A 21,078-nucleotide genomic window follows, 5' to 3' on the forward strand; every position below is an offset into this window, starting at 1 on the left:
CCCAGAACCCGATCCCATCTCGAACTCGGCCGTTAAACACGCCAGCGCCCATGGTACTGTGTCTCAAGACACGGGAGAGTCGGTCGCCGCCAGACCCGCCCATCGCAACCCATCCCTCCTCACGAACACCGATCCGGCCCCGGATACCGCGCCCGCTGCACCCCAGCCCGCGCCGCACCCGGGACCAGCCGCACAGACTTGGCGCGGGGTGGAGCAGCCCGGTAGCTCGTCAGGCTCATAACCTGAAGGTCACAGGTTCAAATCCTGTCCCCGCAACCAAACACAAGCCCGTCGTTCCCATGGAATGGCGGGCTTTTTGCTGTCCGCTGTCTGGCCCGCCCCGTGCCGTTCAAAGCGCTGGCCTACTGCGAGAAGGCCGCCACGCTGGGTCAGATCGGTGCGCTCAATATCCTGGACCTTGGCGGCGGCACGGCACCATCCGAACGCATCGGACGCGCTACGACGGGTAAGCGCTCAGCTTTCCTAAGAGGAGATCCTGAAGGCGCAGGCCGAAGCGAAATCGTGGAAGGCCGAGGGCCGAACGGGAGCGGCCATGGGTGGCCGGACTCGGTCACGTCCTCCCAATCCTTCACGTGTCCGTCGTGATCTCGTGGACGTGTCGTGGACGGGTCTCGGCGAACGGCAGGGCGAACAGGGCCGTCGCGCAAGCTGGGCTGAAGAACCGGCGAGTACAAACGACGGCGACGGATGATCTAAGAATCGACGGCCGTCTTTGGCTGTACCGGAGTCTGGCGCGGTATGCGGGGAAAGATCTCATAACCGGAAGGTCGGGGTCCACGGCCTGCCCCCGGCACCGACACCTTCCCTGAAGCCGGTCCGCGTCCCGCGGGCCGGCTCTTTTTTTGCCTGACCCTCAGCGCGCCCCGCCGGTCCGCCGGCTCCGGCGCTCGGCCTTGCGGGTGGCAGTCTCGCGCAGGTGCTGCTCAATGGCGTCGTTGGCCCGCCCGCGCATGTGGCGGATGGCGTCCACGTCGTCGAAGGTCTCGGGGAAGCGGCGCGACAGCCACAGATAGGCGCTGGCGAGCTTCACGGTCCGCTCTTGGTAGTCGAGCTCGCCCGCGAGGTTGCCGCGCAGCGCCGGGACCGTGAGGCCGGCGGCCCGCGCCTGGCACCAGCGCTCCAGCAGGCCCATGGCGATCTCGTCGCGCCGGTCGATCGGGCAGACCGAGAAGGCGAACTTCTCCTCGATCGGCAGCCGCGCCCGGTCGACCGTGCGGGCGACCTCCAGCACCTCCTCCAGGGCCGAGGGCTGAAACGGCGAGCCGGCGTAGAAGGTCGCGCGGGCGAAGTGGGTCAGCACCTCGTACAGGCTGTGCGTGCGCATCTCCTCCGCCACCGAGCGGATCGCCCCGAGATCCGGGCGGACGAAGAAGCGCGTGTCGGCCGCGGGCGCCGTCGGGGCGCCCGAGAGCGCCGTGCGGATCGGCTCCGCGGCGTACGGGTCGGTCGCCGCCACGTAGCCGACATCCTGGTGGCCGTAGCGGCCCGCCCGGCCGGCGATCTGCCGGATCTCGGAATGGGTCAGCGCCCGCTCGGCGGTCCCGTCCCACTTGCGCACCGCCGAGAACACGATCCGCTTGAGCGGCCCGAGGTTCAGGCCCATGCCGATCGCGTCGGTGGTGACCAGCACGTCGGCCTCGCCGGAGCGGAAGCGCGCGGCCTCGGCGCGGCGGACCTCCGGCGACAGGGCGCCGTAGATCGTCGCCACCCGGTGGCCGCGGGCGACGAGGATCTCGCGGTTCTCGTGCACGGCCCGGCGGGAGAAGGCCACGACGGCGTCGCCGGCCTCGACCTTCTCCAGGGGCACCGGCTCCTCCAAGAGCAGGAGCGGTGATTTCCGGGTGAAGGGGATGACCTCCAGGGACTCGTTGGCGGCCTCGGCGGCGCGGCGGACATACGAGAGCGCGTCGTCGGAGCCGCAGACGATCACGGTGCGGGCGGCGACGCCGAACAGGGCGTTGGTCCAGGCCCAGCCGCGATCGGGATCCGACAGCATCTGGATCTCGTCGATCACCGCGACGTCGATGGGGCGCGTCAGGTCGGCGGTCTCGATGGTGCGCGCCGTGTGGGTGGGGTTGGCCTCGCCCAGCACCTCCTCGCCGGTGATCATGCCGGCGCGCAGCCCCCGCTCGCGCAGGGTCTCGTAGTTCTCCAGCGCCAGGAGCCGGAGCGGCGCGAGGTAGGCGCCGGTCTCGGCCGCCGTCAGGTGCTGGAGCGCCGCGTAGGTCTTGCCGGAATTGGTCGGCCCCATGTGGAACAGGATTTTCCGGTTGAGGCGCCGGGCGGCGGTGAAGCGCTCGATATAGGCGCCGAAACCGACCTGATCGCGCAGGCGGCGCAGGCGCGAGCCCTCGCGGGCCACCGCCTTGGCGTGGCGGCGCACCGGCGTCAGCGTGTCGTTGAGGGCGCGGGCGAGCTTCGGGCCGTAGGTGAACACCCGGGACCGGAGCGACCGGTCCATGTGGGCGATGTAGGCGGCGGCGTCCGCCCCGACCTCGCGCAGGTCGACGAGGAGCTGCGCCCGCAGCCGGTCGACCGGCTTGTGCAGGGCGCGGGTGGCCTGGAGCGCGGTGCGCGCCACGGCGTCGCGCAGGGCCTCCAGGCGGTGAGCCGGGTCGTTCCGGGCCGCCATGCGGGCGAGGATCTCGGCCGCCTCCGGCTCGGGGGCCATGTCGAGCCGCAGGTCCAGGCGGCCGCTGTCGAGGAGCGGGATCTCGGTCCGGATCAGCCAGGTGATGCGGTGGTCCTTGGTGACCACGGCCCGGAGGCTGGGGATCGCCGTCCGGATCGCCGGAATGCCGGCCTCCGCGAAGGCGCGGGCCGCCTGCATCTCGCGCACGGCGCGGGCGACGCGGTCGTCCTCCACCTCGGCGCCGTAATCGGGCAGTTCGAGATGGACGAGCAGCCGGTCGAGGTCGACCGTGTCCGGCGAGAGGCCGAGCCGGCCTAAGGAGTCGATCAGGCTCTCGATCGTCGGGCGGAGACGCTTGCGCGCCATGCGGTCACCTTCGGCAGAAGCGTCTCACGCCAACCCGGACGCGGTCGGGGGCGTTCCGAATCCGATCCCTGCGCCGGGCGGAGGCGGCGCGCCATCCCCGAAGGCGCGTCGGCGCTCCTTGCCTCACGGCCGCCGCGCCGCCTCCGCGAGCCAGCCGCAGAAGGCGCGGACCGCGGGGTCCTCCGCGCGCGGCTCAGGGACGTAGGTGTAGTAGCTCCGCGCCGGCAGGGCGGGACCCGCGAAGGGCAGGGTCAGGCGGCCGGCCGCCACGTCGTCGGCGATCAGCCGCTCGGGACCCATGGCGACCCCGAGCCCGTCGAGGGCGGCCTGAAGGGTCAGGTAGAAGTGCTCCAGCGTCACCGTGGCCTGCGGCTCCAGCTCCGGCACGCCCGCCGCCCGCAGCCAGTCCGGCCAGACCCGCGGGAGCGTCGCGGCGTGCAGCAGCGTGTGCTGCCGGAGATCCTCGGGCCGGTCGAGGGGACGGCGCCGCCGCAGCGCCGGGCTGCAGACGGGGATGCGCCGCTCGGACAGGAACGGCTCCGCGCGGTGGCCCGGGCGGCTGTCCGGCCCGCCGCGGATCGCGACATCGAACGGGTCCGCGAGCTGCGCCAGGGGCACGTTCGAGGTCGTCAGCCGCACCTCGATCGCCGGGTTGGCCACCTGGAATCCGGACAGGCGCGGGATCAGCCAGCGCAGCGTGAAGGTGGCCAGCGCGTTCACGTGCAGCAGGCGCGGCCGGCCGCGCTCGGCCTGGCGGGCGGTGGCCAGGGCGATGCGGTCGAGGCCGGCCCCGATCTCGATGGCGTAGGCGCTGCCCGCCTCGGTGAGGACCACGCGCCGGTTGTGGCGCTCGAACAGGGGCACCCCGAGCCAGCCTTCCAGCATCTGCACGTGCCGGCTGACCGCGCCGTGGGTGACGAGCAGCTCCTCCGCCGCCCGGGTGAAGCTCCCGTGCCGGGCCGCCGCCTCGAAGGCTTTGACGGCGTTGAGCGGCGGCAGGCGACGGTGCATGGGTCAGGTTTCCTCACGCGAGCGTCAGCATAAGTCGTTTGTCAGCCACGCACCAGGTCGCCATCCTGGCGTGCTACCACGAAGGATGGCTGGATGTCCGTCGCGTCCGTTCCGACCGCGTCTTCCGAACACGTCCCCCTGCCGGAGGCCCGGCGCACCCTGGTGGCCGCCGGGGTCAATCACGCCCTGCACGACGGCTACACGGACCTGATCTACGTGCTGCTGCCGGTCTGGCAGGCGGAGTTCGGCCTCGACTACGTCGCCCTCGCGTTCCTGCGCTCCCTCTACAACGGCGCCCTGGCGGCGCTGCAGATGCCGGCGAGCCGTCTCGCCCAGGCCTGGGGGGCCCGCACCGTGCTGGTGCTCGGCACCGGCCTCAGCGCGGCCGGCTACGCGGTCGCGGGCGCCTCGGGCGGCCTCGTCGGGCTCGGGATAGGCCTCCTGCTCGGCGGCGCCGGCAGCAGCACCCAGCATCCCCTGGCCTCGGCGGTGATCGCCCGGGCCTACGGACCCGGCGCCCGCGGCCCCCTCGGCACCTACAATTTCACCGGCGATCTCGGGAAAGCGGCGGTCCCGCCCCTGGTCGGCCTCCTGCTGACCCTGACGGGGTGGCGGCACGCGCTCTGGGTGATCGCCGGGGCGGGCGTCGTCGTGGCGGCGGCGGTCGGACGCCTGCTCCCGCGTGAGCCGGAGTCACGCGGAATCCGCAAGGCCGCCGGGCCGGCGCCCCATCGGGCCGCCGGGGGATCGACGAGTCCCACGGGGTTCCGGCTGCTCGTCGCCATCGGGATGCTCGACAACGCCGCCCGTCCGGCCTTCCTGCTCTACCTGCCGTTCCTGCTGCAGGAGAAGGGCGCGGCCCTGACCACGGTGGGCCTCGCGCTCTCCCTGGTCTTCGTCGGCGGCGCGCTCGGCAAGGCCGTGTGCGGGCGCCTCGGGGAGCGCCTCGGCGTGACCCGGACCGTCATCGTCACCGAGACCGGGACGGCGCTCGCGATCCTGGCGGTGATCGTGTTGCCGCTGATCCCCGGGCTGATCCTGCTGCCGCTGCTCGGCGTGATGCTGAACGGCACCTCGTCGGTCCTCTACGGGACGGTGCCGGAACTGGCCCCGGGGGGCCGGGTCGAGCGGGCCTTCGCGGTGTTCTACACCTGGACGCTCGGCGGCAGCGCGCTCGCGGCGCCGCTGCTCTACGGAAGGCTCGGGGACGCGGCCGGCCCGCACTGGGCGGCCGTGGCGGCGGCCGGGACGGCGCTCGCCGTGGTGCCGCTGATGCTGGCCCTGGCGCCGCGCCTCGGGGCGTCGCGGCCGGCCTGAGGCGCGGCCCCGGACGGCGGGACCTCCCGCGAAGACGGACGCCTCAGAGGCTGCCCAGCGCGCTGACCCGGACGGCCTCGGACCGGCCGTCCACCGCCACGTCCCGGATCGCCTCCGGCGCCACGCGGGCCGCCGCGTAGACCGCCTCCGACACCACGGCCACGCAGCCCAGCCCCTTGGTCAGCCCCTGGAGCCGGGACGCGACGTTCACGGTGTCGCCGAGCGCGGTGAAGCGAGCATCGGTGGCGTCGCCCATCGCGCCGACGATCGCCGGGCCGGCATGGAGGCCGATCCCGTACCGGAGGGTGTGCTCCAAGTCGGCGGCGAGCAGGCCGTTCAGGGTGTCGACCGCCTCGGCGATGCGGTCCACCGCCCGCAGGGCGTCCCGGGCCGCCGCCTCGGGCTCGCTCTCCAGGCCGAAGAGCGCGAGCAGCCCGTCGCCGAGGAACTGGTTGGTCGAGCCCCCGGCCTCCCGCACGGCGTCGCCCACCGCGCCGAGGAAGCGGTTGATGATGAACACCGTGTCGTAGGGCAGGCGCTCCTCGGCGAGCCGCGTCGAGCCGCGGAGATCCACGAACATCGCCACGATGAAGCGCTCCTCGCCGGACTGCGCCCGGTCGAGGAGGTCGGCCTGCCGGGCGCGGGGCTGCGGCGGCAGCAGCGGCACCACGGCCATGTTGGTCTCGGGCCGGAACTGGCAGGCGAGGCGTACCCCCGGCCCGGCGCCGATGCGCTCCAGGACGGCCCGCTCGGTGCGGCCGGGGCTGGGCGCGCCGTCACTGCCGTCCGTCACCCGGATCCGGCAGGTCGAGCACCGGCCGCGTCCGCCGCAGACGCTGGCATGGGGGATCCGGTTGCGCCGGCTCGCGTCCAGCACGCTGGTGCCCCGGGGCACCCGCACGACCCGGCCGTCCGGGTAGCTGAGCCGGACCGTGCCGCGCTTGACCTCGGCGAGCGTCCGGGCGCCGCGGGCCGCGACGACCGCCGCCACCAACCCCGCATAGGTGGCCAGCATCCCGTTCCGGATGGCGACGAGCCGCGCCACCTGATCGGGCAGACCGACATGGACGGGCCGCAGGGCCTCGGCCCGCCACGCCGGGTCCTGCGCCAGGGTCAGGATCATCCGGCCGCCCTGCGCGAAGCCCAGCAGCGACAGGACCGGCACCAGGACGGCGAGCGCCAGCAGCCAGGGTGCCGCGCGCCCGAAGGCGGATTTCAGCCGGAGCCAGAAATACAGGCCCATGCAGCCGTGGATCCAGGCGACGACCAGGACGGCGACCTGCATCAGGCCCAGCGGCGGCGAGGCCACCCAGAAGGCGTAGAGTTCCTGCGCGTAGCCCTTGTCGAGCCCCTCGGTGACGAAGGAGACCCGGGTGCCGACGACGTGGCTGATGAGCAGCGGCGGGATCAGCAGACCGGAGACGAGCTGCAGGGTCTCGGACGGCCGCCAGCGGAAGAAGCGGGCCGCGTAGAGGGCCTGGAGCCCGAGCAGCAGGTGGATCAGCAGCGCGCCGTACAGGAGCGACAGGCCGACGGGGTTGAGCCACAGGGCCGTGACGACGTCGAGGCCGTCCTCCATGGCGTCGAGGGACACGTTGCCCAGCGCGTGGTTGATCAGGTGGGTCAGCACGTAGCCGAACAGCACGAGGCCGCTGCCCAGCCGGAGGCGGCGCAGGGTCAGGAGGCCGCGCGCCCGGGAGACGGGCGCGGCCGCGCGGTCGGGCGCGCCGGGCTCGGCGGAACGCAGCGGCGCGATCGGTAGGGTGCGCATCATGCTGGGAGGTCCGTTGGGATCGGCCGCTTGCCCGCCTGTTGGCCGGCTCTCGTACCAGCAAGACTTCGGCCGCGTCCGATTTATTTCGCTTCGCCCCTTCGTGCGCGCGCTCCGGCCGGTCCTCGGGACGCCGAAGACGTTCCGCCTTGCCCTTCCCCATGGCCGACCGGATGCACACGTCCCGGTTCGGAACTCGGCGCGGGCGGCCTTCCCGCGCGGGATCCGGTCCCCGCCCCGAACCCGGAAAGCCGATGCTGGAATCCTTCTTCGCCCGCAGCGCCGCCGCGGTGGCCGCCGAGCTGATCGGCGCCCGGCTGTTCGTGGGCGACGCGGGCGGGGTCATCGTCGAGACCGAGGCCTACGACCGCACCGATCCGGCCTCCCACAGCTTCGCCGGGCCGACCCGGCGCAACGCCAGCATGTTCGGGCCGCCGGCCCACGCCTACGTCTACCGCTCCTACGGGATGCACTGGTGCCTGAACCTCGTCTGCGAGCCCGGCAGCGCGGTGCTGCTCCGGGCGCTCGAGCCGACGGAGGGCCTGACCGCCATGGCGGCGCGAAGGGGCACGGAGGCGCCGCGGCTGCTCTGCGCCGGGCCCGGTCGCCTCGCCCAGGCCCTCGGCGTCTCCGACGCGCTGGACGGGGCGCCGCTGGCGCGGGCGCCGTTCCGGTTCGAGCCCCGCGCCGCGCCGGCCGCGGTGGTGAGCGACCGGCGCATCGGGATCAGCCGCGGCGCCGAGACGCCGTGGCGCTTCCTGCTGGCCGGTTCCCGGTTCGTCAGCCGGCCGGCGCGTCGGGTCGCCCCCTGAGCCGGCTCAGTTCGCCCGCGCCACCTCGACGAGGTTGTCGGAGAACGAGGGCGCGTGGCCCATGTCGGTGAAGGCGCCGGACGAGATGCTGTTGACCGTGCCCTCGTTGAGCTGACGCCAGTAGCCCAGCGTCGCCACCACGATGCCGGCCTTCACGTCGTCGGTGATGCGCGCCACGCCCTTGAAGGCCCCGCGGTCATTGGCGACCTGCACCCGGTCGCCGTCCCGGATGCCGCGGGCATCGGCATCGGCTTGGTTGATCATCACGAACTGCTCGCCCTGACCCTTCTGCTTGTCCTCCATGTTGGCGTAGCAGGAGTTCAGGAAGTAGTGGCTCTTGGGCGAGACGATGTTGAGCGGGAAGCGCTTGGCCAGCTCCGGGTCGTTCGTATGGCTCTCGCGCGGGCCGAGGTAGTCGGGCAGCGGATCGAGCGCCTCGCCGGGCTGGAAACCCTCGTACATCTGCCGGAACGGCGGGGCGACGAAGTTGGTGGCGCCCTCGACCTTCAGCATGCACTTGCCGGTCGGCGTCGGGAAGTTCCCCTCCCGGTGCGGCGCGCGGTCGTCCGGCGTGCCGACCTTCAGGCGCGCGAAGCCGTGCTCGCGCATGTACTGGAGGTCGATGCCCTCGCAGGCCGGGGCGTTCCAATCGACGTAGTGCTCCAAGCACTCGCTATCGGTCCACTTGAAGTTCTCTTCCTCGAAGCCGAGCCGGGCGGCGAGCTGCCGGAAGATCTCGTTGTTCGGGATCGCCTCGCCGGGGGCTTCCGCACACTTGGTGTTGTAGGTCAGGTAGAGGTGGCCCCAGGAGAGGATCATGTCCTCCATCTCGGCGCCCATGGTCGCCGGCAGCAGGATGTCGGCGTAGGAGGCCGTGTCCGAGATGAAGTGCTCGGCCGAGACCATGAACAGGTCCTCGCGCATCAGGCCTTCGACGATCTTGTCGGTCTCGGGCGCCTGCGTGACGGGGTTCGAGTTCCAGCACATCATGGACATGATCGGCGGATCGAGCTGCATCTCGCCGGTCAGCGCGCGGCCGATCTGCAGATTCGAGACGACGCGGGTCCCCTCCGGGATCAGATCGGGCCGGCACATCACGTCGAACTTGTAGGGGTGCTCCCACACGCCGAACTGCGTGACGCCGCCGCCGACATGGCGCCACGCGCCGGTCAACGCCGGAATGCAGGTCACGGCCCGGATGGTCTGGCCGCCGCCGTAGTGGCGCTCCAGCGCCACGCCCATGCGGATCGCGGCGGGCTGCGCCGTCGCGAGTTCGCGGGCCAGCGTGCGGATGTCGTCGGCCGGCACGCCGGTGATCTCTGAGGCCCATTCGGGCGTCCGGGGAGCGGCCCGCTCCTTCAGCTCCTCGAAGCCGACCGTGTGGTTGTCGACGTAGTCCTGGTCGACGAGCCCCTGCGCGATGATCGAGTTGATCAGCGCCATGGCGAGCGCCCCGTCGGTGCCGGGCTTCGGGGCGATGTGCCAGTCGGCCGCCTTAGCGGTGCGGGACGCGTAGGCGTCGATCACGACGACCTTGGCGCCCTTCTTCTGGGCGTCCTTGACGATGGCCCAGTGGTGCAGGTTCGTGCTGACCGAGTTGCAGGCCCAGATCACGATGTACTTGGAGTGGATGTAGCTGTCGGGGTCGAGGCCGGCGGTCGGCCCGACGGTGAGGAGCCAGGCCGTGCAGGAGCCCTCACCGCAGAAGGTCCGCTCGGTCACGGTGGCGCCCATCCGGTTGAAGAAGGCATCGCCGCCGTTCAGCCCGTGCACCAGCCCCTGGTTGCCGAGGTAGCTGTAGGGCGCGATGGCCTGCGGACCGTACTGGTCGATGATCGCCTTCCAGCGCGACACGATGGTGTCCAGCGCCTCGCCCCAGGTGATCCGCTCGAACTGCTTCGACCCCTTCGGGCCGACCCGCTTCATTGGATAGAGCAGCCGATCCGGGTGGTAGTGGCGCTTCTCGTAATCCTTCAGCTTCACGCAGAGACCGCCGCGGGTCATCGGGTGGTCCGGGTTGCCGCGCACGCCCTGGAGCTGGCCGTCCTTGACGTCGAACAGCATGGAGCAGGTGTCGGGGCAATCGTGCGGGCAGCCCCCGAAGAAGGTCTCGGTCAGGCTCTGGGCCTCGGCCATGATCAGGGAGTCGGGCTTGACGATCTCGTTCATGGGTCCTCCGGGGGGAGCGTGAAGCCTCTTTGTCCGGCGGACTTCGATCGCTGACCCCCCTGTTGCGTACAGCAGGAGGAACAAAATTACCAATCTCGCCGCGTTGTCGCCGGTGAGTTCGGAGATACGCAGTCTAGTCCTGCGTCATAGTTCGGATCCTGGGCGCGTCAGGCATCGCCCGCCAGCTTCATGGTGACGAGGCCGGCGACGATCAGGCCGGCGGCGGCGAGCCGGGCGGGCGAGGCCTGCTCGCCCAGGACCGTGACGCCCACCGCGAAGGCGCCGACGGCGCCGATGCCCGTCCAGATCGTGTAGGCGGTGCCGAGGGGGAGGGTGCGCATGGACAGGGCGAGGAGGCCGACGCTGCCCACCATCGTGGCGACCATGATGGTGGTCGGCCAGGGGCGGGTGAAGCCGTCGGATTGCTTCATCGCGTAGGACCACGCGACCTCCAGCAGGCCGGCGGCGACGAGACAGATCCAGGCCATGGCGGCCCTCCTGAAAGGGCCGGGCCGTCCCGGGCTTGTGCTCCGCGCGCTGGCAGGCGCGGAGGGAGGACGTGGCCTCGCACGGCCTAGCTGGTGCTGCAGCGCCGGCGTTCAAGGCCGCCGGCGGGTCGATGGTCCCGTGAGGCTGAACGGCGGAATCCGCCCCGCGCCATCACCCGCGGAGGGGAGGGCGAGAAGCGGCTCCTTCCGCGCCCGGGCCTTCACCCGCCCAGCCACTCCCGCAGCTTGGTCCAGCGGGGCTTCATCGTGCCGCCGCGGACCGCCACCGCCACGGCCTTGCGCTGCCCGAGCAGCACCACCAGCCGCTTGCCACGGGTCACGCCCGTGTAGAGGAGGTTGCGCGCCAGCATGGTCCAGTGCTGCATGGCCACCGGGATCACCACCGCCGGGTATTCCGAGCCCTGCGACTTGTGGATGGTGGTGGCGTAGGCCGGCACCAGCGTGTCGAGCTCGCCGTAGGGGTAGATCACCTCCCGCCCCTCGAAGTCGACGATCACCGCGCCCTCGTCGGCGTCGATGCGCGCCACGGTGCCGAGGTCGCCGTTGAAGACCTCGCGGTCGTAGTCGTTCTGGCTCTCCATCACCCGGTCCCCGGGGGAGAAGCGCCAGCCGAACCGCTCCACCGAGACCGGCGGGTTCGGGTTCAGCACCGCCTGGAGGGCGTGGTTGAGGTTGCGCGCGCCGAGCACGCCGCGCTGCATCGGGGTGAGCACCTGCACGTCGCGCACCGGGTCGAGGCCGAAGCGGGCCGGGATGCGCCGCGTCACCACCTCGATCAGCGTCTCGACGGCCGGCTCGGGATCGTCGATCGCGATGAGGTGGAAGTCGCTCTCCGCGCCGCGCGGGGCCGGCTCGGGCATCCGGCCCGCGTTGATCCGGTGGGCGTTCACGACGATCCGGCTCTCGGCCGCCTGCCGGAACACCTCCGTGAGCCGCGCCACCGGCACGGCGCCGGAGGCGATCACGTCGGCGAGCACCTGTCCCGGCCCGACCGAGGGCAACTGGTCGACGTCGCCGACCAGCAGCAGCGCCGCGTGCTCGGGCACCGCCTTGGTCAGGGCGTTCATCAGCGGCACGTCGACCATCGAGGTCTCGTCGATGACGAGGAGGTCGCAGGGGAGGGGGTTTTCCGCATTGCGCGAGAAGCCGCCGTGCTTGGGGTCGATCTCCAGCAGCCGGTGGATCGTCCTGGCCTCCAGCCCGGTCTGCTCGCTCATGCGCTTGGCGGCCCGGCCGGTGGGGGCGGCGAGCAGCACCCGCACGCCCTTCGCCCGCAGAATCCGCAGGATCGTGTCCAGGGTCGAGGTCTTGCCCACCCCCGGCCCGCCCGTCACCACCGCGAGCTTGGCGCCGAGCACGCGCCGCACCGCCTCTTCCTGCGAGGGCGAGAGCGTCTTGCCGGTCTTCTCGGTCACCCAGGGCAGGGCCCGGGCGAGGTCGATCTCGGGCCAGGGCGGCGCGCCGGTCGCCCGCCGGAGCAGCCTCTCGGCGATGGCGCGCTCGGCGGCGTGCAGGCCTGCGAGGAAGATGCAGGCCTTGTCGCCCACGATGTCCTGCACGACCGCGCCGGTCTCCAGAACCTCGAGCAGCGCCGTGCGGATCAGGGGCGCCTCCACGCCCAGCAGCTCCCCCGCCAGCGCGACGAGCTCCGCCACCGGCAGGGCGCAGTGGCCCCCGTCGGTGGCGGTCTGCAGCGCGAAGGAGATCCCGGCCCGCAGGCGTTGCGGGGCCTCCGGGGCCAGCCCGAGCTTCATCGCGATCGCGTCGGCGGTCTTGAAGCCGATCCCCCGGATGTCCTTCGCCAGCCGGTAGGGATCCTCGGTCATGACCGCGATCGCCTCGTGGCCGTAGGTCTTGAAGATCCGCACCGCCCGCGCCGTTCCGACCCCGTGGGCGTGCAGGAACAGCATGATCTCGCGCACGGCCTTCTGCTCGGCCCAGCCGGCGACGATGCGGGCGGCGCGCCTCGGCCCGATGCCGCCGACCTCGGTGAGGCGGCCGGGCTCGGCCTCGATGATCTCGAACGTGCCTTCCCCGAAGGCCGCCACGATGCGCTTGGCCATGGCGGGGCCGATGCCGCGCATGTGGCCCGAGGCGAGGTACTTCTCGATACCGGCGATCCCGGTCGGCGGCGTGACCTTGAGGGTGTCGGCCTTGAACTGAAGGCCGTGCTGACGGTCCGTGTGCCAGATGCCGGTGGCGGTGATCCACTCGCCCGCCCCGATGGCCGGCGCGTGGCCGATCACCGGCACGAGGTCGCGCTTGCCGCGCGCCTGGACCTTGAGCACGCAGAAGCCGGTCTCGGGGCTGTGGAAGGTGACGCGCTCGATCGTCCCGGCCAGCGCCTCGACGGGCTGGCCGCGCTCGGAGGGGTGTGGCGTCGCTCGCTGGTTCATGCCTTGGCGTCGGGCCTTGGCGACGGGCCTCGGCTTCGGGCCTCGGCCGGCGCGGATGGGCCCGGTGTGGCACATCCTGACGTTGAAGATCGGACCTGCCGGGGAGCGGAGCAACGGCGGCGCGGCCCTGCGGCCGGACTTGCCGCCGCGACGCGTCGTCACGCGCCCTCGTCGACGCGCCCTGGTTCCCGCGCCCTGGTTCAAGCGTCCCGCGGAGCCCCGATGGAACCCGGATCCGTCCGCCTCCGTGCCGGCGGCTTCGTGCCCCGAACACCCGATCTGCCGGTCCTCCTCCGCCGCGGCGCCGTCCAGGCGGCGGATCCGGGCCGGACCACCGTCGTCCGGACGGCGCCGACGCGCCGCCGCGACTCTATCGGCTTCCACCGGGGGTTGTCCGTCGGGTAGGACGGTTCGTCACGCAGCCGCCGCCCGGGGGCCTGCGGCGAGCCCGGAGGGACCATGGCGGTCAAGGATGAGGCGACGTGGCGGGTCGGCGTCCTGTTCTCCCGCAGCGGGGTGAGCGGCGTCACCGAGACCGAGCACTTCCTCGGCACGGCACTTGCCATCGAGGAGATCAACCAGGCCGGCGGTGTCCTCGGACGTCCGATCGCACCGGTCTGCTACGACCCCGCGGGCGACAACGACGCCTACCGCAATCTCGCCCGGCGCATGCTCGCCGAGGACGGGGTCGAGGTGGTCTTCGGGTGCTCGCTCTCGGCCAGCCGCAAGTCGGTGCTCTCGACCGTCGAGCGGCACAACGGCCTGCTCTGGTATCCGTCGATCTACGAGGGCTTCGAGTATTCGGAGAATATCATCTACACCGGCGCGACCCTCAACCAGAACGTCTTCGCCCTGGCCGACTACCTCCTGCAGGAGCACGGCCCGCGGATCTTCGTGATCGGTTCCGACTACATCTACCCGCGCGAGTCGAACCGGGTCATGCGCGACCTGATCGAGGCGAAGGGCGGGACGATCGTCGGCGAGCGTTACGCGCCGCTGGACGCGGATGATGCGGCCCACGCAGCCATGATCGCGGAGATCCGTGGCGCCGCGCCGGATGCGGTGTTCTCCACGGTGGTGGGGCGCGGCGCCGAGCGGCTCTACCGGGCCTACGCGGAATCCGGGATCGACCGCGCCCGCTGCCCGATCGCCAGCCTGACCATGGCGGAGGGGCAGATCCGGGCGATCGGCCCCGAACACTGCGCCGGCCATGTCCTGGCCGCCCCGTATTTCGGCGCCCTGGCGACCGAGGAGAACCGGCGCTTCGTGACGGCCTTCCAGGCCCGGTTCGGGCTCGATCGCCCGACCAGCATGTGGTCGGAGACCGCCTACGCGCAGGTCCACCTCTTCGCCCGGGCGCTGGCGGAGGCCGGCACCCTCGATGCCGAGCGCCTCGGCGCGGCGGCCCTGCGGCAGCGCTTCGCGGCGCCGGAGGGCGAACTCGCCTTCGACGGCGAGACGCGGCACCTCTGGCTCACCCCCGGCATCGGCGTCGCCCGTGCGGACGGGCAATTCGACGTCGTCTGGCGGGCGCGCCGGCCGGTGCGGCCCGACCCCTACCTCGCGTGGTCCCGGTTCGAGACGAACTGGCTGGAGGAGGGGCTCGCCGCGTGACCGCCTCAGCCCGCAAGATCCTGGACGACCTCAGACGGGCCCGCGCCCTCGTCATCCACCCCAAGGACGAGGAGGGCGCCGCGCTCCTCGAGCAGCTGCGGCGCCTCGGCTGCGCGGTCTCCCTGGCCTGGCCGCCGCCGGCCGCCCTGCCGCCGGAGATCGACACGCTGTTCATCCAGCTCGACGACGCGCAGGTGATGCACCTCCTGCCCTCGATCGAGGAGACCGAGCCCGCCGTCATCGCCATCGTGGCCTACGAGAGCCCGACCTCGCTGAAGGCGATCGCCGACGTGAACGCCCACGGGGTGCTGAACAAGCCGCTCCACCCGCGGGGCGTGCTCACCCAGTTCGCCCTGGCGCGCTACCGGCGCGGCTACGAGGGACGGCTCACCAGCAAGATCAACCGCCTGGAGGAGACCATGAAGGGCCGCCGCACCGTCGAGAGGGCGGTCCGGCTGCTCGTGGAGCTGAACCGGATCGACGAGGATGCCGCCTACAAGATGCTCCGGGATCGGGCCACCGCGTCCCGGGTGCCGATGGCGAGCGTCGCCGAGGGCGTGGTGTCGGCCCACGAGGCGATGAGCGGTCTCGGCCTGCGCATCGCGTTGGCCGAAAAGCCCTGATCGCGGCAGCGTGCCGCAAATATGGCCTTGCGGTCCGTATCCTGAGGCGTATCGTCCTCGGATAGGGCAAGGTTGCCCGGCTGCAGCGCTGCTGCAGCGCATCTCGGCTTTGGAGCCTCTGGTCCGCGGCGTACCGTCCGCGTCCAGGGGCTTTTTGCGTTTTGGAGCCCGCATGATCCCAGCGAACGCGACCGCACGGCCGCCCATACGGGTGTCCTGCATCCAGTTCGAGCCGCAGCTCGGCGCGGTCGCGGACAACGTGGCGCGCGCATCGGACCTCGTCCGCGCGGCCGCCGCGGAGGGCGGTCGGCTGATCGTCCTGCCGGAACTCGCCAGCACCGGCTACGTGTTCGAATCCGCCGCGGAGGCCGCCGCGCTGGCCGAACCGGTGCCGGACGGCCCGACCACCCGGGCCTGGGCGGCGCTCGCCGCGGAACTCGGCGTCCACATCGTGGCGGGGATCGCGGAATCGGCCGGCGACGTCCTCTACAACGCCGCCGTGATCGTCGGGCCGGAGGGCTATATCGGCACCTACCGCAAGGCGCATCTCTGGGACCGGGAGAACGTGTTCTTCGCGAAGGGGGATCTCGGCTTCCCGGTCTTCGACACGGCCCTCGGCAAGGTCGGCGTCGCCATCTGCTACGACGGCTGGTTCCCCGAGACCTTCCGGCGGCTGGCACTGGGCGGGGCCGAGATCGTCTGCATCCCCACCAACTGGGTGCCGATGCCCGACCAGCCCGAGGGCGAGGCCGCCATGGCCAACACCCTGCACCGGGCCGCCGCCCACACGAACGGGCTCTTCATCGCCTGCGCCGACCGGGTCGGAATCGAGCGCGGCCAGCCCTTCGAGGGCCAGAGCCTGATCATCGGCGCCACGGGCTGGCCGCTGGCCGGTCCGGCCAGCCGCGACCGGACCGAGATCCTGTCGGCGCTGGTCGACCTCGACGCGGCCGGCCGCAAGGACCTGAACGCGTTCAACTCGCTCCTGCGCGACCGCCGCACCGACATCTACGGCTGAGCCGAGATCCGCACCCGCCCCTGTCCGTCCCAAGGAGTTCGTTCATGGTGAAATGGTCCCTCGTCGGCGCCGCGGCGCTCGCCCTCGCCGCCACGGCCGGGCAGGCCGCCGACGGCAAGCCGATCGTCATCGGCATCCCGATCGGCCTGTCGGGCGCCAACAGCGTCGTCGCCCCCTCGGTGGTGCAGTCGGCCGAGCTCGCCGTGGAGGAGATCAACGCCAAGGGCGGCGTGCTCGGCCGCAAGCTCGTCCTGGAGGTGGCCGACGACGCCTCCGGGGCGGCCGGCGCCCAGAAGGCCTTCGACAGCCTGATCTACCAGAAGAAGGTCGACGTCCTGATCTCCATGGAGACGAGCGCGGCCCGCAACGCCGGCCTGCCCGCCGTCACGAAGGGGAAGGTGCCGTACATCTACACGTCGTTCTACGAGGGCCATTCCTGCAACAGGAACATGTTCGTGAACGCCTGGGTGCCGGAGCAGCAGGTGCCGCCGGTGGTGGACGCGTTCAAGGCGAAGGGCGCCAAGACCTACTTCCTGATCGGCAGCGACTACGCCTTCGGCCGCGGCATGCTGGGCTTCGCCAAGAGCTACGTCGAGAAGACCGGCGGCAAGGTTCTGGGCGAGGAATACCTGCCGATGGACGGCAGCGACTGGACGGCGATCATCTCCAAGCTGAAGGAGGCCAAGCCCGACGCGCTGATCACCTCGACGGCGGGCGGCGCGCCGAACGTGACGCTGACCAAGCAGTTGCGCGGCGCGGGCGTGACCCTGCCCTTCGCCAACCTCGCGCTGGACGAGGGCACCGCCAAGAGCATGGGCGCCGACGCCGAGGGCGTCTACCTCTCGGCCTCCTACGTCACCGGGATCGACAGCCCGGAGAACAAGGCCTTCCTGGCGGCGATGCAGAAGAAGTTCGGCGCGGAGCTGCGCACGCCGAACGACCTCTCGGTGCCGGAATACGAGGCGATCTACCTCTACAAGGCCGCCGTCGAGAAGGCGGGCGGGACCGAGACCGCCAAGGTGCTGGAGGCGCTGCCGACGGTGAGCGTCACCGGGCCGCGGGGCACGATCACCATGAGCAAGCAGCACCACGCGCCGCTGACCATGTATCTCGGCCAGATCCAGAAGGACGGCACCGTGAAGGTCGCCGGGACCTTCACGGACGTCGATCCCGGCGCGCAGTGCCCGAAACTGCCGTGACCGGAGGGGATTGAGGGCGCCGCGCATCGCCCTCCCCCTCCGCGGGGGAGGGGGCGACGGTGCAGGATCGGGTTCCGCCCGCCCTGCGAGTCGCATCCCTCCCGGCCACGTCTCTCCCGGCCACGTCGCGCCCCTCTCCCGACCCCGGCCGACGCCGGGGTCGCTTTCCCCCCGCTGCGGGGAGGGGGGCGCATCGTCGCCCGCCGTGCCTTCCCGTTCCCGCGCACCCGGACCGCCCCGATGCTGCTCACCCTCGACATCCTGACCACCGCGGCGATCCTGTTCATCGTCTCGATCGGCCTCCTGGCAATCTTCGGCGTGCTCAAGATCATCAACTTCGCCCACGGGGCGTGGCTGACGGTCGGCGCCTATTGCGCGGTGGTGACCGCCAAGCTCGGACTCAATCCGTGGGCAGCGCTGCCGCTCGCCTTCGCGGTCGGCGCGGCGTTGGGCGGCCTCGCCGAGCACTTCATCATCCGCCCGCTCTACCGCAGGCCGCTGGACGCGATCCTCGCCACCTGGGGACTCGGCATCGTGGTCGGGCAACTCGTCACCCTGGCCTTCGGCCGGGACGTCCAGCTCACCCCGAACCTCTACGCCGGCACCGTCGAGATCCTCGGCGTCGACTACTCCGCCTACCGCCTCGTGGCCTTCGGCATCGCGCTGGCGATCGGCACGCTGTTCGCGCTGATCATCGAGCGGACCCGGCTCGGCCTCTCGGCCCGGGCGGTGATCATGAACGAGACCCTGGCGCGCAGCCTCGGCATCGACACCGGCCGGGTGCGGCTCGTCGTGTTCATGATCGGCGCCGGCTTCGCGGGCCTCGCCGGCGTCCTGCTGACGCCGCTCACCAGCGTCGATCCGAACATGGGCGTCTCCTGGCTGATCGGCGCCTTCATGCTGGTGATGGTCGCCGACGCCTCGTACCTGGCGCTCGCGGCGGCCTGCCTCGTCTTCGGGGCCGCGCAGGTCCTGATCAGCACCTTCGTGAGCCCGATCCTGGGCAGCATCGCCATCGCGGTCCTGGCCGCCCTGGTGCTGCGGATCAGCCCGAAAGGTTTCTCCCGTGCTTGAGACCCTGCCCGTGACCGAGCGCGCCGCCGCGGCGCCCGGACGCCGCCTGTCCCGCGCCGCGCCCTTCGTGGTCGCGGCCCTGGCGGCACTGGCCCTCTGGATCGCGCCGCTCTTCCTCGACACCTTCGCGGTCAACGTCCTGACCCGCTCGATGATCTACGCGGTGCTGGCCGTCACGGTGGACCTGCTCTGGGGCTTCGCCGGGATCCTGACCTTCGGGCAGGCGGCGTTCTTCGGCATCGGCGCCTACGCCACCGCGATGATCCTGGCCGCCTACGGGGCGACGCCGCTGGGGATCGCCGCGGCGGTCGCGGCGGCGCTCGTCGCGCCGGCGCTCCTCGGCCTCGCGGTCGGCTGGCTGTCCTTCTACCACCGCTCGACCCCGCTCTACGCCTCGGTGATCTCGCTCGTCGTCCCGATCGTGGTGGTGCAGCTCATCTACTCGGGCGGCGAATGGACCGGCTCCAGCAGCGGCCTCGTCGGCTTCGACGTGCTGCCCTTCGAGATCGAGGGCTACTTCCGTCTGGCGGCGCTGTTCCTGATCGTCGTCACCCTGGCGGCCTGGATCCTGGTCCGGGCCGATGCCGGGCGCGCCCTCGTGGCGCTCCGGGACAACGAGGCGCGCTGCGCCTATCTCGGCCTCAACCCGCGGCGCCTGCAGATCCGGCTGACCGCGGCGCTCGCCGGGATCGCGGGGCTCGCGGGCTTCCTGTTCGCCAACGCCTCGGGGGTGGTCGCGCCCGAGAATGCCGGCTTCCTGTTCGGCACCGAGCTTGTGATCTGGGTGGCGCTGGGCGGCCGCGGCACCCTGCTCGGCCCGGTGCTCGGCACCATCGCGATCGACTACCTCGCGGCGAACCTGTCCGGCGACCTGCCCTTCCTCTGGCAGCTCCTCCTGGGCACGGCCTTCGTGGCCATCATCATCCTGCTGCCCGGCGGCCTCGCCGACCTCGTGGGCCGCCTCTGGCGGGCGCTGCCGGTGGGCCGGCGGGAGCCTGCGCCGCCGCGCCTCGTCGCGCGGGTGGCCGGGACGGAGGCGACCGGGACCGGGATCCCGATCCTCAAGGTCGAGAACCTCGCCAAGGCCTACGGCGCGCTCACGGTGCTGGAGGGCATCGACCTGGAGATCCGGGCGGGCGAACTCGTCAGCCTCGTCGGGCCCAACGGCGCCGGCAAGACCACGCTGATGCGCTGCCTCAGCGACGGCACCGAGCCGTTCAAGGGCGCCATCGCGGTCGGCGGCACCCCGATCACCGGGCTGACGCCGAACCGGATCGTCGGCCTCGGCGTCGGGCGCAAGTTCCAGGTGGCGAGCGTGTTCGAGAGCCTGTCGGTGGCCGATTGCCTGCGGCTGGCCCGGGCGCCGCATGACGGCCTGAACCCGGTCGGGCAGGCCGAGACCCTGGGCCTGCCGCAGGCGGCCCTCGACGTCCTGCGCATGACCGGCCTCGACCGCCTGCTGACCCGGCCGACGCGGCTCCTGTCGCACGGCCAGAAGCAGGCGCTGGAACTCGCCATGGTGGTGGCGCTGGAGCCCCGGCTGATCCTGCTCGACGAGCCCACCGCGGGGCTGACCAAGGCCGAGCGCACCACCATCGGGACCGTGCTCAAGGCGCTCACCGCCGGGGGCCGGATCGCCGCCGTGCTGGTCGAGCACGACCTCGACTTCGTGCGCGAGATCTCCTCGCGGATCGTGGTGCTGCATCAGGGCCGCCTCGTCCTCGACGGCACCGTCGAGGATGTCGTCGGCTCCGAGCTGGTCCGGACCATCTATTCGGGAGGGGCCCATGGCTGAGGCAGCGGCTCAGGCAGGTCGGCGGATCGAACCGGCGGGCGCCGCCCTCGCCCTGGAAGGCGTGTCGAGCGGCTACGGGGCCGTCTCGATCGTGAAGGGCGTGTCCCTGTCGGTGGGGCGAGGTGAGATCGTCGCCCTGCTGGGCAAGAACGGCATGGGCAAGACCACCCTGCTCAAGACCATCCTGGGGATGGTCGCCCTGCGCGGCGGCCAGATCACGATCGGCGACCAGGCCCTCGCCGGCCTGTCGCCCGCCCGGCTCGTGGCGCTGGGCGTCGGCTACGCCCCCCAGGAGCAGCCCCTGTTCCAGGACCTGTCGATCCGCGACAACCTGCGCCTCGCGGTGCCCTCCGACCGGATGCTGCCGGAGGCGCTGGAGCGGCTGTTCGGCCATTTCCCGTTCCTGAAGGACCGGCTCGCCCAGCGGGCCGGCACCCTGTCCGGGGGCGAGCAGAAGATGCTGATCCTCGGGCGCGCCCTGATGCTGCGCCCGCGCCTCCTGCTGATCGACGAGATCTCCGAGGGCGTGCAGCCCTCGATGGTCGAGCGCCTGCGTGGCGTGCTCCAGGCCGAGCGGGATTCGGGCGTGTCCATGCTGGTGGTGGAGCAGCACGTCGCCTTCGCCCTGGCGCTCGCCGACCGCTACGCCGTCCTGAAGCTCGGCGAGATCGTCGACAGCGGAGCCGCCAAGGCGCCGGACGCGCAAGCGCGCGTCATCGACCACCTCGCGGTCTGAATGCGGCGGTGTCCG

At 71.9% G+C, this 21,078-nt stretch carries 15 protein-coding genes, 1 tRNA gene and 1 rRNA gene; 11 read left to right on the plus strand and 6 right to left on the minus strand.

Annotated features, from left to right (window positions below; all coding sequences use genetic code 11):
- Positions 1–95 (plus strand): 5S ribosomal RNA (rrf, locus tag MFF58_RS24400); the annotation flags it as partial.
- A 107-nt stretch (positions 96–202) separates the two neighbouring features.
- Positions 203–279 (plus strand) — tRNA-Met (locus tag MFF58_RS24405).
- A 595-nt stretch (positions 280–874) separates the two neighbouring features.
- Here the strand turns inward: MFF58_RS24405 and MFF58_RS24410 are convergent.
- Positions 875–3,019 (minus strand): helicase-related protein, encoded by a 2,145-nt coding sequence (locus MFF58_RS24410; protein WP_238291617.1) that lies wholly within the window; start codon positions 3,017–3,019, stop codon positions 875–877.
- Positions 3,020–3,142: 123 nt separating this feature from the next.
- Complete coding sequence (gene gcvA, locus MFF58_RS24415; protein ID WP_238291618.1) at positions 3,143–4,030, minus strand: transcriptional regulator GcvA; 888 nt, start codon at positions 4,028–4,030, stop codon at positions 3,143–3,145.
- 93 nt (positions 4,031–4,123) lie between these two features.
- Between gcvA and MFF58_RS24420 the strand changes: the two genes are divergently transcribed.
- Positions 4,124–5,347 (plus strand): MFS transporter, encoded by a 1,224-nt coding sequence (locus MFF58_RS24420; protein WP_238291619.1) that lies wholly within the window; start codon positions 4,124–4,126, stop codon positions 5,345–5,347.
- Between the two features lie 43 nt (positions 5,348–5,390).
- Here the strand turns inward: MFF58_RS24420 and MFF58_RS24425 are convergent, their stop codons facing one another.
- Positions 5,391–7,121, minus strand: a complete 1,731-nt coding sequence (locus MFF58_RS24425) for an adenylate/guanylate cyclase domain-containing protein (RefSeq protein WP_238291620.1) — start codon at positions 7,119–7,121, stop codon at positions 5,391–5,393.
- Positions 7,122–7,372: 251 nt separating this feature from the next.
- On the opposite strand from MFF58_RS24425, the gene MFF58_RS24430 reads away from it, so the two are divergent.
- Positions 7,373–7,930 (plus strand): DNA-3-methyladenine glycosylase, encoded by a 558-nt coding sequence (locus MFF58_RS24430; RefSeq protein WP_238291621.1) that lies wholly within the window; start codon positions 7,373–7,375, stop codon positions 7,928–7,930.
- A 6-nt stretch (positions 7,931–7,936) separates the two neighbouring features.
- Here MFF58_RS24430 and MFF58_RS24435 read toward each other — a convergent pair whose 3' ends face one another.
- The 3 genes from MFF58_RS24435 to recD2 form a co-directional block, all read right to left on the minus strand.
- On the minus strand, positions 7,937–10,099 hold the full coding sequence (locus tag MFF58_RS24435) for a molybdopterin-containing oxidoreductase family protein (protein ID WP_238291622.1): 2,163 nt from the start codon (positions 10,097–10,099) through the stop codon (positions 7,937–7,939).
- A 167-nt stretch (positions 10,100–10,266) separates the two neighbouring features.
- Positions 10,267–10,587 carry a DMT family transporter gene (locus MFF58_RS24440; protein WP_238291624.1) on the minus strand — a complete coding sequence of 107 codons (321 nt, stop codon included), beginning with the start codon at positions 10,585–10,587 and terminating at the stop codon, positions 10,267–10,269.
- A gap of 221 nt (positions 10,588–10,808) precedes the next feature.
- On the minus strand, positions 10,809–13,004 hold the full coding sequence (gene recD2, locus MFF58_RS24445) for an SF1B family DNA helicase RecD2 (protein ID WP_238291625.1): 2,196 nt from the start codon (positions 13,002–13,004) through the stop codon (positions 10,809–10,811).
- A 459-nt stretch (positions 13,005–13,463) separates the two neighbouring features.
- Here recD2 and MFF58_RS24450 point away from each other — a divergent pair, with 459 nt between their 5' ends.
- The 7 genes from MFF58_RS24450 to MFF58_RS24480 all read left to right on the plus strand — a co-directional run bounded on the left by MFF58_RS24450 (position 13,464) and on the right by MFF58_RS24480 (position 21,063).
- Positions 13,464–14,618, plus strand: a complete 1,155-nt coding sequence (locus tag MFF58_RS24450; RefSeq protein WP_238291626.1) for a transporter substrate-binding domain-containing protein — start codon at positions 13,464–13,466, stop codon at positions 14,616–14,618.
- On the plus strand, positions 14,615–15,241 hold the full coding sequence (locus tag MFF58_RS24455; protein WP_238291627.1) for an ANTAR domain-containing response regulator: 627 nt from the start codon (positions 14,615–14,617) through the stop codon (positions 15,239–15,241). The genes MFF58_RS24450 and MFF58_RS24455 overlap by 4 nt, the downstream gene beginning before the upstream one ends.
- A gap of 172 nt (positions 15,242–15,413) precedes the next feature.
- Complete coding sequence (locus tag MFF58_RS24460; protein ID WP_238291628.1) at positions 15,414–16,259, plus strand: nitrilase family protein; 846 nt, start codon at positions 15,414–15,416, stop codon at positions 16,257–16,259.
- A gap of 44 nt (positions 16,260–16,303) precedes the next feature.
- Positions 16,304–17,458: a substrate-binding protein gene (locus MFF58_RS24465; RefSeq protein WP_238291629.1), complete on the plus strand. Its 1,155-nt coding sequence runs from the start codon at positions 16,304–16,306 to the stop codon at positions 17,456–17,458.
- Between the two features lie 240 nt (positions 17,459–17,698).
- On the plus strand, positions 17,699–18,532 hold the full coding sequence (locus tag MFF58_RS24470; protein WP_238291630.1) for a branched-chain amino acid ABC transporter permease: 834 nt from the start codon (positions 17,699–17,701) through the stop codon (positions 18,530–18,532).
- The gene (locus MFF58_RS24475) at positions 18,525–20,327 is read left to right on the plus strand and encodes a branched-chain amino acid ABC transporter ATP-binding protein/permease (protein WP_238291631.1); all 1,803 of its coding nucleotides are present in this window, start codon (positions 18,525–18,527) and stop codon (positions 20,325–20,327) included. Before MFF58_RS24470 ends, MFF58_RS24475 begins: the two co-directional genes overlap by 8 nt.
- Positions 20,320–21,063 carry an ABC transporter ATP-binding protein gene (locus MFF58_RS24480; protein WP_238291632.1) on the plus strand — a complete coding sequence of 248 codons (744 nt, stop codon included), beginning with the start codon at positions 20,320–20,322 and terminating at the stop codon, positions 21,061–21,063. Before MFF58_RS24475 ends, MFF58_RS24480 begins: the two co-directional genes overlap by 8 nt.
- Positions 21,064–21,078: the final 15 nt, after the last annotated feature.

The sequence above is a fragment of the Methylobacterium longum genome (assembly GCF_022179385.1).
In the GTDB taxonomy this organism is placed as follows: domain Bacteria; phylum Pseudomonadota; class Alphaproteobacteria; order Rhizobiales; family Beijerinckiaceae; genus Methylobacterium; species Methylobacterium longum.

What these genes read in the sequence shown, in the direction of transcription:
- MFF58_RS24425 (WP_238291620.1), bottom strand. Translation starts at nt 7,121, where the DNA reads ATGATGCGCACCCTACCGATCGCGCCGCTGCGTTCCGCCGAGCCCGGC.
- MFF58_RS24465 (WP_238291629.1), top strand. Translation starts at nt 16,304, where the DNA reads ATGGTGAAATGGTCCCTCGTCGGCGCCGCGGCGCTCGCCCTCGCCGCC.
- MFF58_RS24410 (WP_238291617.1), bottom strand. Translation starts at nt 3,019, where the DNA reads ATGGCGCGCAAGCGTCTCCGCCCGACGATCGAGAGCCTGATCGACTCC.
- gcvA (WP_238291618.1), bottom strand. Translation starts at nt 4,030, where the DNA reads ATGCACCGTCGCCTGCCGCCGCTCAACGCCGTCAAAGCCTTCGAGGCG.
- MFF58_RS24440 (WP_238291624.1), bottom strand. Translation starts at nt 10,587, where the DNA reads ATGGCCTGGATCTGTCTCGTCGCCGCCGGCCTGCTGGAGGTCGCGTGG.
- MFF58_RS24480 (WP_238291632.1), top strand. Translation starts at nt 20,320, where the DNA reads ATGGCTGAGGCAGCGGCTCAGGCAGGTCGGCGGATCGAACCGGCGGGC.
- MFF58_RS24460 (WP_238291628.1), top strand. Translation starts at nt 15,414, where the DNA reads ATGATCCCAGCGAACGCGACCGCACGGCCGCCCATACGGGTGTCCTGC.
- MFF58_RS24435 (WP_238291622.1), bottom strand. Translation starts at nt 10,099, where the DNA reads ATGAACGAGATCGTCAAGCCCGACTCCCTGATCATGGCCGAGGCCCAG.
- MFF58_RS24420 (WP_238291619.1), top strand. Translation starts at nt 4,124, where the DNA reads ATGTCCGTCGCGTCCGTTCCGACCGCGTCTTCCGAACACGTCCCCCTG.
- MFF58_RS24430 (WP_238291621.1), top strand. Translation starts at nt 7,373, where the DNA reads ATGCTGGAATCCTTCTTCGCCCGCAGCGCCGCCGCGGTGGCCGCCGAG.
- recD2 (WP_238291625.1), bottom strand. Translation starts at nt 13,004, where the DNA reads ATGAACCAGCGAGCGACGCCACACCCCTCCGAGCGCGGCCAGCCCGTC.
- MFF58_RS24470 (WP_238291630.1), top strand. Translation starts at nt 17,699, where the DNA reads ATGCTGCTCACCCTCGACATCCTGACCACCGCGGCGATCCTGTTCATC.
- MFF58_RS24450 (WP_238291626.1), top strand. Translation starts at nt 13,464, where the DNA reads ATGGCGGTCAAGGATGAGGCGACGTGGCGGGTCGGCGTCCTGTTCTCC.